Genomic DNA, 12,357 nt, shown 5'->3' with positions numbered 1-12,357 from the left:
AGTCTTACCTGCGATCAACCCTACTTGCTGTATTTCATTACTTTTGAGAGTTCTGTGAAAATAACTCCTAATGCATAGGCTCCTGCATCTGGATAACCAATACTTCGCTCACCCACCGTACCGGCTCTTCCCATGCGAGCTACAATTGCCTTGGTTTGTTCTGCGCCATGTACAGCAGCCTCTGCCGCCTGGATAGATGCCGTCTTGATATCCTCGCCATGTCGCGCACTCTGTTCCCAAGCTACAGCATAAGGAGCAAGAGCATCAATCAATGTTTTATCTCCTACAACCGCCCCTCTACCAAACGATCTTTCTCCGGTATCTTGAATCCCTTTGACAACAGCTGTCATCATACCAGCGACCTCATCAATGGATAGCGCATGCTTATTCCCAACGTATTTACTAGCTGCACGGAACGCAGATCCCCAAATTGGACCCGATGCTCCGCCGCAATGCTCCATAATAATTAAAGAGCAAGCATCCAGAAAACTTCCAATATCCGTTGTACTATGCGATAAAATGTCCTTCCACTCCGCCTTTAATTGCTTGAATCCCTTGGCAACACTCATTCCAAAGTCACCGTCTCCTGCATGGGCATCCAACTCGCAGAATGGCACCTCATTCTCAATGATGATTTCACTTATTTGATCGATCAGATATACGATATTTTGAAAGGATAGCTGGTTATGTTCAATGATTGCACCCGTTGGATCTGTCTCATTCTTGTAGGATACGAGCTTATCCACCTCTTGAGTGTGCACGACTTCCGTAAAGTTCACTGGTTCAAAAGGCTCCTGTATGAATAGAGCCGGCGTATTGCATGGTTCCGACAACAACTTCTTAAGCTTAGGGTCCAGCCTCATGATGGTAACCGATGCTCCAGCCATATCGATACTAGTCATGTAATTTCCCACAAACCCTACGTATACTTTTTTATTCTTCGCCACTAATTCACGAGTAACGGAGTTATTCAGTAAGTACAACTCTTGTAGTGGCGTGCCGCCAAACCCATTGATCAACATAGCCACTTCTTGCTCTATGTCATTATCCATCTGCAAGTTATTCAATAAGGCCGTCACCATCCGATGGGCTAATTCATCCGCTGATATTGCAGTCTCTCTCCGGATGCCAGGTTCGCCATGAATGCCAACACCATACTCCATTTCATGATCTCCAATGTGAAACGTAGGTGAACCCTTTGCAGGAACGGTGCAAGAAGTAAAAGCAAATCCAATACTTCGAATGTTATCGATGGCATGTTGAGCCGCTTCTTTTACTTCACGCAAGGACAATCCTGCTTCTGCAGCGGCTCCCGCAATTTTATGAACGAGAACCGTACCCGCTACTCCCCTTCTTCCCACGGTGTAGAGACTATCCTCCACTGCAATATCGTCATCGACTTTTACAAAGTCCACTTGAATGCCATCTTCACTCGCAAGATGAGCCGCATTTTTGAAATTCATGATATCGCCGCTGTAATTTTTTATAATTAACAACGTTCCTTTGTTACTTTCGGAGTTACGGATCGCTTGATAGACCTGAATTTGGGACGGGGAAGCAAAAACATCGCCACATACTGCTACGTCCAGCATCCCCTTCCCAACAAATCCAGCATGCGCGGGCTCGTGTCCGCTTCCACCACCGCTGATTAGCGTTACTTTTTCCTTATTGATTTCTTTTTTGGTTATGATTTTATATTTGCTGTTAAATGCTAAGCTCGGATGTGCCAGGACTAAACCGTTACACATTTCTCGAACAAGTGTTTCAGGTTTATTGATTATTTTTTTCATCTTATGCCTCCTTGCTCATTTTAAATTCGCGCCCGATTTGATCTGCGACCATAATCGCTGCTGCTACCGCTTCCTCCGTTATCGGGAATGGCATCGAATGAATGGATTCTTCCGCAATGCAAGCCTTTTGAGCAACACTCATCATTTCTTCATGTGAAATGTGTTCCACGCCTATGTCAGCCAAACAAATGGGAAGACCGACCGATGCGCAGAACGTCAACACTTCCTGGATTTCGTCTTTGTCCGCATTTTCAAGTACCAATTGAGCGATGGTACTAAAGGCTACTTTTTCCCCATGATAATAATGATGCGTTCCTTCAAGTGAAGTTAATCCATTATGAATGGCATGGGCTGCCGCTAAGCCCCCGCTTTCAAACCCTAGGCCCGACAGCAAAATATTAGTTTCAATAATATTCTCAAGTGCAGGCGTGACGACATTCCGATCACAAGATAATTTAGCTTTCACACCATCTTCCAATAACGTTTCATAGCATAATTTCGCTAGTGCCAATGCCGTCTTGGTTCCTTTTGCCTCACCACATACACCTTCATGAACACCGCATGGCAAGCCAGCATTAACGTTGGAATATGATTTCGAGGTTGCTCTCGCTTCAAAATATGTGGAAAGCGCATCGCCCATACCGGATACAAGAAATCTTGTAGGGGCGTTCGCAATCACTGTTGTATCAATCATCACCACGCTAGGACTTTGTTTGAAATAAGCATAGTCGTCAAATGCCCCTTCAGGTGTATATAGCACGGCTGAATGACTTGTCGGCGCATCAGTAGCGGCAATCGTTGGAACTATAATTAAGGCTTCTCCTTCAGCTACACATTTCGCGGTATCAATCGCTTTGCCGCCGCCTAATCCAATTGTGCAGGAGCAGTTATATTCTTTGGCTAATGCTTGTAATCGAGCCACTTCTTGTCTAGAACACTCTCCTTGGAAACCGCTTTCAATGAGTTTAATATTAAATTTATTTTTTGTAGCCTCCAGCTTCTCTTTCACTCGCGACACATCATCAGGATGAGCAATTAATAAAGCTGAATCTCCAAATGTTTTTACAAAATAACCTAAGTTAAGTAGTTCATCCTCACCTTGGACATATTTCGTTGGACAAATAAATGCTTTTCTCATAACATATTCCTCCCTTTTGAATATAACTCTATTATAAGCAGACGCTGGACGATAATCATGAAAGGATAATCTCTATTTAAAGCGTTTTCATATCGTATTTTTTTGTCATCATGCTAAGAAATTGTATTATCTTGTCCTTTTGGGTGACGAATCTAGTATAATAAAGGCAAGATATGAATCAAATACAATAACATTCAAACGGAGAATATACAATAATGGTAAAATCACGGTTTGATTTAGAGCATATTATTGATTTGGAAAAATGGCATAGGCTACAAGACTCTCTCTCGCTCGTGACCAAAATGGCAATTATTACAGTGGACTACAAAGGGGTTCCTGTGACCAAGCATAGTTATTGCCAATCCTTTTGTCAGGGAGTAAGGCAAGATTCCTACCTCTCTCAATATTGTCAAAAATGTGATTCACGCGGCGGATTAGAAGCCGTCCGGTTAAATAAACCTTATATCTATTTATGCCATTTCAATATTCTTGATATCGCGATCCCAATCATTATCGATAATCAATATATCGGAGCGATCATGGCTGGACAAATTAAGCTGCGCGATACAGATGTGCCGCTACTTGAACAAATCGTGTCTCGGCCATCCAATGCGGAAACGAACAGCAAATTCAAAGCCCTTAAAGATGACTATCAATCGTTGCCCGTCTTATCCTATGAAGAAGTGACAACTATTGCTGATATGTTATTTCACTTATGTACCTACATCGTAGAAGAAGCAATTCACAAAAACGCAACGATGGATATGTACAAAAAGGCTCTATCTCTTAATATGGATCATCTATCGCACGATACCATGAGTGCATCGGATCGTACGTATCGGAATATCCAAGCAATTCAACACGAACTATCAAGTGCGCTAATTGAGACAAAAGTGAAAAAGTCTGTATCTCATGCATTTTTTTCTTCAAATCCAGTGCTGCAACCCGCATTCGATTATATCTATGCCCATAAGAATGAAAACTTCACATTACAAGAGATGGCACAACGATGTTATATTAGTTCCAGCTATTTTAGCCGCATATTTACGAAGGAAACGGGAGAGAATTTCTCCGTCTTTATTGCCCGGCTCAAAGTTGAATGGGCCAAGCAGCTCTTGGAGACAACGGACCTAGCCATGAATCAGATAAGTGATGATCTGGGATTCTGTGATGCAGGTTATTTTATTAAAACGTTCAAAAAATTCGAAAATCTAACACCAAACGTATACCGAAATGTTTATAAGAGCAATTCCATCGGATAGCTTTTCTTCTCGACACGCAAGCCCCTCTTTAGGGGCTATTTTCCATGGGCGGATGCATCGGCGGATGAGATCAATTCATAATAAGTATTCTTCAAGTTTAACATAGTCGAAACTCCCACTTCCAACCAAAATATCCCTTATATATCAAGGGATATCAGAGTTATTATTTCCTCATAGCTGCTAGAAATGAGGTTATTTAATCTCTATATATTGTTACCGCTACGCCTTATAAAACTCATGATACAGCTTGATGTGACAGTATTCGATTGCTTAACATGGTTCTTTATTTTTTCTGTGAAAATTTAAAAGCTTGCTTGATCATATTTCGTCTTTGAAGTAAGCGGCAACCAGCCTACACCAGTATTTAGACCCTTAGCGAGCCACGGAACCCTCTAGCGGCATAATAGGATTCTGCTCCATTGTGGTACATAAATACAGTGTCGTAGCGACGATCGCAAAAGATGGCCCCGCCGAGTTTTCTAATACTAGCGGGTGTTTTCACCCAGTTCGAAGTTTTCAAATCGAAGTTTCCGAGTTTCTGCAGCTCCCGGTATTGTTCTTCTGTTAAAAGCTCAATACCCATGGCAGCTGCCATTTCTATCGCATTATTTTGTGGCTTATGTTCTTTCCGTGACTCCAGTGCTTCACGGTCGTAACAAACACTTCTGCGACCCTTAGGACTTTCCACTGAGCAATCGCAAAAAATGTAATCGTCCGTCTTATTGTCATGATCAACGACATCCGGTTCGCCGCCAGTTCTCTCCATTTCATGGAGCGACCATAATTTTTCTGTTTGAGCTTCGAGCCTTGCTTGTACATTAGCCCATTCAAGACCTTGATGGCGGTTCATGTTTTTCTCAAAACGTGCTTTCAATATTTTGAGTAGTCCTTCATGTTGTTCCGGAGATAACTCCTTTTTACTGCTGATGGGACTCGTTGTCATATTAATTTCTCCCTTCAAATATGCTACTCCATAGTGAGCGACACACATCACCCCACATGTGTCGTATGCTAAAACATAGGCTATTTGTTTCCCATCTTCATCCTAACACAAGTAGTTTTGCAGTGCTCCGCCTACTATATAACAAAGGATGGATTTAGATTATTTAACAATTAACAACTTGGGATTTTGTACAATATGCTTGAACGCCTTCTGAAACTTCCCGGCCACATTACCGTCAATTAAACGATGGTCAACGGTCAAGCTGTAGCCCATCACGTTGCCGATAGCAATTTCACCGTTACGCACTACAGGCTTTTGCTGGATTGCGCCTACGCCAAGTATCCCTACTTCCGGCGGGTTAATGATAGGAGTGCCCCAAACGCTACCAAAACTACCGAAATTCGTTATGGTAAAAGTTCCTCCAGACATTTCATCAGGCAATAGTGACTTATTTTTGGCTTTACTGATCAGGTTATCTAAACGAAGATGGATTTCTCCCAATGAAAGTTTATCAGCATTATAAATCACCGGTACAACCAGTCCGTCATCGAGTGCAACCGCCACGCCAATGTTGACGTTATCCCAATAGACGATTTGTTCATCTTCAATACTAGCGTTCAGGATCGGTAATTCTTTGAGTATTATTGCTACGATTTTAATCATTAGCGATGTATAGGAAATCGTATAGCCAATTTCTTCACTAAGTTCCTTTAGCTCATTTCTAAATTCAACCAGCGCCGTTACCTCAATTTCACTAATATCCGTCATTTGTGCCGTTCGTTGCAAGCTCTCATACATTTTCCTTGCAATCACTTTTCTCATTCCGCTTAGTGGCTTTGTTTCTTTCACTACCTTCGATACTGACAAGTTTCTGATTTCTACCTCTTTATTTTCAGATTCTTTAAGATCCGTTTGCTTTACTTCTTCCAACAATAACATAACATCCTTCTTTATTATCGCCCCATCAGGCCCGCTACCCTTCAGTAGAGAGACGTCCACCCCTGTGTCTTTAGCTATTCTGCGAGCTAGTGGAGAGACCTTTTGGGAGACATGACTGACTGTAGAGGACATATTTTGAGTCTCCACATTTTCACTGGGAACATCATTTTGGGAGACCATCCCCCGATACTCTTCTTTATCCTCCGTGATCATCGCCAGCAACTCTCCAATTTTATACTCTTTCCCAGCTTCGCCAATAATGTGCAAATAACCAGTGGTAGCAGCCTCTACCTCGAAAGTAACTTTTTCCGTTTCAATCACGAGCAGGACTTCTCCCTCCTCTACCCACTCTCCCTCCTTCCTTACCCAATGATCGATTCTTGCGCTTTCCATTTCCACTCCTAATTTGGGAATGGTGACTGTAACTGCCATACTAACACCGCCCTAAAAAATCTCTTGTCTAGCATCGAGACACAAGCATCTCTTTTACACCCGCTATAATTTTTTCTGCTGTCGGATACAAAAAGTCTTCAACAGTCCCCACAGGAATAGGGGTAAAAGCTCCGGCGATTCTCTTAATCGGTGCATCCAGATCGTAAATGGCCTCTTCACTGATGACAGCCGCTATTTCTGAACCAAATCCACTGTTTTTAGGGGCTTCATAGACAACAACCACTCTATTTGTTTTTTCTACCGATTTCAGGATTGTATCTTTATCTAAGGGCAGAAGCGTCCTCGGATCGATCACCTCGGCGTCAATTCCTTCTTCCGCAAGAGCTTCCGCTGCTGTAAGTGCAGTATGAACCATTCTTCCAATCGCCACGATGGTGACGTCTTTGCCTTCGCGTTTAATGTCTGCCTTGCCAAGTGGAACGATGTACTCCTCTTCGGGTACATCACCTTTTAAACTTAACAGCGACTTGTGTTCCAGGAACACGACTGGATTATCATCTCTGATCGATGCTTTGAGCATACCTTTTGCATCATAGGGTGTAGACGGGTATACCACTTTCAAGCCGGGGACGTGAGCAAACCAGCTTTCCAATGTCTGCGAATGGTGTCCCCCAGCTCGAAATCCTCCGCCTGCCAGCGCTCTTATGACAAGTGGGACTTTAATGTTTCCGCCGGATAAATAGTGCGTTTTGGCTGCCTGGTTAACCAATTGCTCCATAGCAATCATGATGAAATCCATAAACATGATATCGATAATCGGCCTGTATCCAACAAGGGCGGCACCTACCGCTGCCCCCATAATTCCTTCTTCACTAATCGGGCAATCCTTCACCCGCCAATCACCATATTTCTCATATAACCCTTTCGTCAAGCCAAATGTACCGCCAGACTCAGCAATATCCTCTCCAAGCAAAAATACCTTATTATCGCGTGCCATTTCTTCGTCCATAGCCTGATTGATTGCCCATCTAAAATTGGTCTTTGGCATTCAAATTCCCCCGTTACGCATATACAAATTTTTGAACATCCTCGGCTGTCGGACTCTCTGAATGGATAGCAAATTCAACCGCTTCGTTCAACTCCTGGGAAACGTCAGCTTCTAGCGCGGTTATCTCCTGCTCCGTTAACACCTGCTGATCCAATACTGTTTGGCGGTAAGTACTCACAGGATCCCGCTTAAGCCACTGCTCCACTTCCTGCTTTGGACGATAAAGCATCGGATCTCCCTCATAATGTCCAGAATAACGGTAGGTTTTTGACTCGATAAGGGTTGGTCCCTCCCCTTTTCGCGCCCGGTCAACGGCTTCACGAAATACTTCATAACACTCAGCAGGATTGTATCCATCGACAATTACGCCTGGAATACCATAGGATGACGCCCGCATAGCAATATCTGTAATTTTCATATGGTTAGCAGCAGCGGTAAACTCTGCATACTGGTTATTCTCACAAAGAAATACAATTGGCAAATTCCAAAGTGCAGCCATGTTCAACGCTTCATGAAATGCTCCGCGATTGCTAGCGCCGTCACCGAAAGCACAAGCAACAATTCGCCCACTGCCTTCCAGTTTACTCGCATAGGCCAATCCGACACCAATCGGAATATTGCTTGCAATGATGCCGCCTGTCCCATAAATACCTGTAGCCACATCCATAATGTGTGCTTCTCCGCCAACACCTTTACAGCAACCTGTTTTTTTGCCCATAATTTCAGCTAAAAGTGATTTTACCGAGAGTCCTTTGCCGAACAGGGAAACCCGTGAACGATGATAAGGAACGAGATAATCGTCTTTTTCCAAACAAAGGGAAAGAGCGGCCCCTGTCCCCTCTTGTCCCTTCCCCAAATGAACCCAACCGGCTAGCTTACCTGCAGCAAATAATTCTCCCAGTTTGTCCTCAAACTGCCTGCCGAGATAGAGAAGGCGGTATAGTGTAATTTTTTGCTCATTGGTTAGCCCCATGATCATGACCTCCGAACATTTTATGATAGAAGTGCTTTTGCAATAATATGCCGTTGAATTTCCGATGTTCCGCCACCGATTTGCATCAATTTAGCATCCCGCATGTATCGTTCGACTGGGAACTCTTTGATGTACCCATACCCGCCAAATATTTGTACAGCTTCGGTCGTTGCTCGCATCGCGATCTCAGATCCAAACAATTTTGCTGCCGCTGCCAACAGGTTAATTTCATTCACCCTTCCTTCATCAGCGAGCGATGCTCCCTTATAAGCTAATAAACGTCCTGCTTCTATCTCCATGAACATATTGGCGATTTTCTCTTGAATCATTTGGAAATCAGCGATTCGTTTTCCAAATTGCTCTCGGACTTTTGCATACGCTAGTGCAGCATCGAGTGCACCTCTTGCAATTCCTACTCCCTGAATCCCCATGATGACCCGTTCACTGTTAAGACCGCTCATCAGGATTTTTAATCCCTGATTTTCTGTCCCCATCAAATTTTCTTTGGGAACATAACAGTCTTCAAAAATTAATTCTCCCGTTGGAGAACCCCGCCATCCCATTTTTTCAAACTTTTTGCCTTTTTTAAATCCGGGTGTGCCATCCTCTATTAAAAATGCACTAATCCCATTTGCGCCTTTTTCTGGTTCAGTTTTTACATAGACTAGCGCTAAGTTTGCCACCGGACCATTGGTAATGAATGTTTTGGCACCATTTAATACATATCCGTCACCTTTTTTCTCTGCCCGCAATTGCATGCTCAGCACATCGGAACCTGCTGCGGGTTCTGTCATTGCCAAGCATCCAATGATGTCCCCGGAGCAAAGTCCAGGAAGGTATTTTTCTTTTTGGGCTTCACTTGCATTTCTAACAATATTATCGATTACTAATAAAGCTTGGTGAACAATCGTGACGGCGGTAGACACACAGACGGCTGAGAGCTCTTCCGTGATGATGCATGTTTCCATAATGCCTAAATCTGTTCCTCCATACTTTTCTGGGGCCGTAATCCCCAAAAGACCTAATTCGGCAGCCTTTTTCCAATTTTCATACGGAAATCTTTCATCTCTGTCAATCTCATAAGCGAGCGGCGCTATCTCTTTCTTAGCAAATTGTTTTACGGTTCTTTGCAGCAACAGTTGCTCTTCTGTCAAATGAAAGTTCATTTTTAGACCTCTCCTAACTTCCCGTAAAATTTGGTTTTCGTTTTTCCAAAAAAGCCTGAATTCCTTCTTTGCTATCGCTCGAACGGCTTAACACATCCAGATGACGTTCTGTATATTCAATTCCCTGCTCTACAGAGAGTTCTATACCAACAGTGACTGAATCTTTTATCGCTTTTACAGCTAAGGGAGCATTCTGAGCAATCCGCTTTGCGAGTGACATACACGTTTCATGTAATTCAGACAGTGGAACCACTTGATCAACAATTCCAGTTTCAAGTGCTTCTTGGGCCGTAAGAGAATCTCCAGTCAGCAAGATCTGAAGCGCCTTGCTTCTGCCAATTAACCTAGGCAAGCGCTGCGTACCGCCTGCACCTGGAAGAATCCCCAATTTCACTTCAGGCAACCCGAGCCTTGCTTCAGAGGATATCATCCGGATGGAGCATGATAACGCCATTTCCATCCCCCCGCCGAACATGTGACCGTTAATAGCTGCAATAAATGGAATGGGTGACTTTTCGATTAAAGTGAAAGTTTTCATAATTTTCTGATTATATTGCAGTTTCTCCTCTTGTGTTAGCGCAAGTAACTCTTTTAAATCCGCTCCAGCTGAAAATGTTTTTTCGGTCCCTGTTAAGATGGCTACTATCACGCTGGGATCCGCGTTGATCCTTTTGATTAGCCAGCTCAATTCTTCGAGCAGGTGCTGACTAAGAACATTTAACTTCTCAGGTCGATCGAGTGTAATCAGGCATATATTCCCGTCTATCTGGTACTTCAACGATTGTAGCTTCATGAACTAGCCTCCATTGTGCCTTGCTAGTAATAATCCTATGTGCATGATATAACCCCCTTGTAACAAATGGTTACGGTTTGATCATCACTTTCACGGCTGCAGGATCACCCGCCATTGTATGGAAAGCTTCTGTGACGTTATCAAGTGAAAAGCGGTGCGTTATTAAAGATTCTGTTTTCACCAGACCTTTGTCCAAGTACTCCAATCCTTTCGGAATAATGGAACCCATGATTCCCACCAAACGAATGTCTTTTTGAATAATTTTACTCGTGTCGATAGTAGATTGTTTTTCAGGAAAACCAACCAAACCTACTGTTCCTTTACTGCGTACAAACTGGAGCGATTGCATTAAGGTAACAGGAGCTCCAGCGGCATCTATCACAATATCGGCCATGCCGCCTTCGCCAAAGTGATGTTTTCCGATGCCTGTATGTTCCTGGATCACCGCCAAAATATTTTCCGTTGTAGCGTCAATGACCACATCAGCTCCCATTACTTTAGCCATCTTCAAGCGAGCCTTTGAGACTTCAGTTACAATCACTTTCGCAACAGGGATCGTTTTCATCACTTGTGCAATCAGGTTACCGATCATCCCTGCCCCAATCACGACAACTTGATCCTCTGGAGTTGGTTTCGTTCGATACATTGCGTAGATCGCAGTGCCTAACGGTTCGGCAGTTGCCGCAACTTCATCAGACAAATGATCCGGTATCTTGAAGATATTCTCGTTCACTTTGGCATTTTCAATTAGAAGGTATTCTGCCATAGCCCCTGGTTTACCATAACCTGAATAAGATTCAAACAATTGCGGGCACAGACGATTTTCGCCACGTTTACACCAATAACAACTGCCGCAAAACGAAACCGTAAATCCCGTAAGACGTTCTCCAACTTGAATTCCGCTTACATCCTTTCCTTTTTCAACGACCTCCCCGCAAAATTCGTGACCCATAATTTGATTGGAGAAAGAAAATAAGCCGGTCTGGTAGGTATGCATGTCTGAGCCGCATATTCCCACAGCACGAATCTTTAAAAGGACATCACCTTGTCCGACCTCTGGAATATCAACCATTTCCAATTGGATTTTTTGGGGACCTTTAAATACGGCAGCTTTCATTTTCACGCTCATCAGACTCCCCTCACTGCTAATACATAGTTAAACCGCCACTGACGGAAAGTGTCTGTCCGGTAACGTAACCCGCCTCATCAGATATGAAATAAGCGACAGCTCCTGCAATGTCTACAGGCTCAGCCAAGCGACGTAACGGAATCGCCTTTTTCAAAGCATCGGCTGTTCTCTGGTTATCCTCACCGATTTCATCGAATAGTGGAGTATTAGTGGGACCCGGGGACACACAATTAATATTGATGTTATGGCGTGCCATTTCACGGGCTAACGCCTTCGTTAGAGCGATGACGCCACCTTTGGTTGCAGAATAGATAGCTTGCCCCCCGGAACCGACCCTCCCTGAGTCTGATGCAATGTTGACCACTTTACCATAACTATTTTCAATCATTATCGGCAGTATTACTTTACAAGTATGGATTGGACCGAGCAGGTTGATCCTGATCTCTCTATCCCATGCCTCAGGTTCAGTTTGCAAAAAAGGATTGATCTTACCCCCTCCAGCATTATTGACCAATACATCAATACGACCGTAATGGGATATGACTGTTTCCACAGCTTGCGCTACTTCTGAAAAATTGGTTACATCGCAGTCTACGGCGATTGCTTCCCCTCCGCTTTCCTTTATCTGTTTCACGGTTTCTATTGCATTATCGATATTCAAGTCAGCAACAACCACATTCATTCCTTTTGTTGACAGTTTTTGGGCAATAGCTCTTCCGATACCTCGTCCTGAACCTGTTACAAAAGCGATTCGATTCTCCGCCATGGTTCAATCCCTCATCC

The 12,357-nt window shown here is 43.5% G+C and carries 11 protein-coding genes; 1 reads left to right on the top strand and 10 read right to left on the bottom strand.

Annotated features, from left to right (window positions below; all coding sequences use genetic code 11):
- Positions 1-20: 20 nt before the first annotated feature.
- Positions 21-1,790 (bottom strand): dihydroxyacetone kinase subunit DhaK, encoded by a 1,770-nt coding sequence (gene dhaK / locus AC1DOK_RS14300; RefSeq protein ID WP_477554969.1) that lies wholly within the window; start codon positions 1,788-1,790, stop codon positions 21-23.
- Position 1,791: 1 nt separating this feature from the next.
- Positions 1,792-2,928, bottom strand: a complete 1,137-nt coding sequence (locus AC1DOK_RS14295) for a glycerol dehydrogenase (RefSeq protein WP_477554968.1) — start codon at positions 2,926-2,928, stop codon at positions 1,792-1,794.
- Positions 2,929-3,143: 215 nt separating this feature from the next.
- Between AC1DOK_RS14295 and AC1DOK_RS14290 the strand changes: the two genes are divergently transcribed.
- A complete protein-coding gene (locus tag AC1DOK_RS14290; protein ID WP_477554967.1) occupies positions 3,144-4,190 on the top strand; it encodes a PocR ligand-binding domain-containing protein in 1,047 nt (348 codons plus the stop codon).
- A gap of 364 nt (positions 4,191-4,554) precedes the next feature.
- Here AC1DOK_RS14290 and AC1DOK_RS14285 read toward each other — a convergent pair whose 3' ends face one another.
- The 8 genes from AC1DOK_RS14285 to AC1DOK_RS14250 all read right to left on the bottom strand — a co-directional run bounded on the left by AC1DOK_RS14285 (position 4,555) and on the right by AC1DOK_RS14250 (position 12,340).
- The gene (locus tag AC1DOK_RS14285) at positions 4,555-5,133 is read right to left on the bottom strand and encodes a DUF4256 domain-containing protein (protein WP_477554966.1); all 579 of its coding nucleotides are present in this window, start codon (positions 5,131-5,133) and stop codon (positions 4,555-4,557) included.
- Between the two features lie 159 nt (positions 5,134-5,292).
- A complete protein-coding gene (locus AC1DOK_RS14280; RefSeq protein ID WP_477554965.1) occupies positions 5,293-6,504 on the bottom strand; it encodes a dihydrolipoamide acetyltransferase family protein in 1,212 nt (403 codons plus the stop codon).
- Between the two features lie 28 nt (positions 6,505-6,532).
- Positions 6,533-7,513 carry an alpha-ketoacid dehydrogenase subunit beta gene (locus AC1DOK_RS14275; protein WP_477554964.1) on the bottom strand — a complete coding sequence of 327 codons (981 nt, stop codon included), beginning with the start codon at positions 7,511-7,513 and terminating at the stop codon, positions 6,533-6,535.
- 13 nt (positions 7,514-7,526) lie between these two features.
- Positions 7,527-8,486 carry a thiamine pyrophosphate-dependent dehydrogenase E1 component subunit alpha gene (locus AC1DOK_RS14270; protein ID WP_477554963.1) on the bottom strand — a complete coding sequence of 320 codons (960 nt, stop codon included), beginning with the start codon at positions 8,484-8,486 and terminating at the stop codon, positions 7,527-7,529.
- Positions 8,487-8,506: 20 nt separating this feature from the next.
- Entirely contained in the window at positions 8,507-9,652 is a 1,146-nt protein-coding gene (locus tag AC1DOK_RS14265; RefSeq protein WP_477554962.1) for an acyl-CoA dehydrogenase family protein, read from the bottom strand.
- Positions 9,653-9,665: 13 nt separating this feature from the next.
- The gene (locus tag AC1DOK_RS14260; protein WP_477554961.1) at positions 9,666-10,445 is read right to left on the bottom strand and encodes an enoyl-CoA hydratase/isomerase family protein; all 780 of its coding nucleotides are present in this window, start codon (positions 10,443-10,445) and stop codon (positions 9,666-9,668) included.
- A gap of 70 nt (positions 10,446-10,515) precedes the next feature.
- Positions 10,516-11,574: a zinc-dependent alcohol dehydrogenase gene (locus AC1DOK_RS14255; protein WP_477554960.1), complete on the bottom strand. Its 1,059-nt coding sequence runs from the start codon at positions 11,572-11,574 to the stop codon at positions 10,516-10,518.
- A gap of 16 nt (positions 11,575-11,590) precedes the next feature.
- The gene (locus AC1DOK_RS14250; protein ID WP_477554959.1) at positions 11,591-12,340 is read right to left on the bottom strand and encodes an SDR family NAD(P)-dependent oxidoreductase; all 750 of its coding nucleotides are present in this window, start codon (positions 12,338-12,340) and stop codon (positions 11,591-11,593) included.
- Positions 12,341-12,357 lie beyond the last annotated feature (17 nt).

This window comes from Paenibacillus sp. P5_B5 (assembly GCF_056400365.1).
This window is presented reverse-complemented; position numbering and strand designations above follow the sequence as displayed.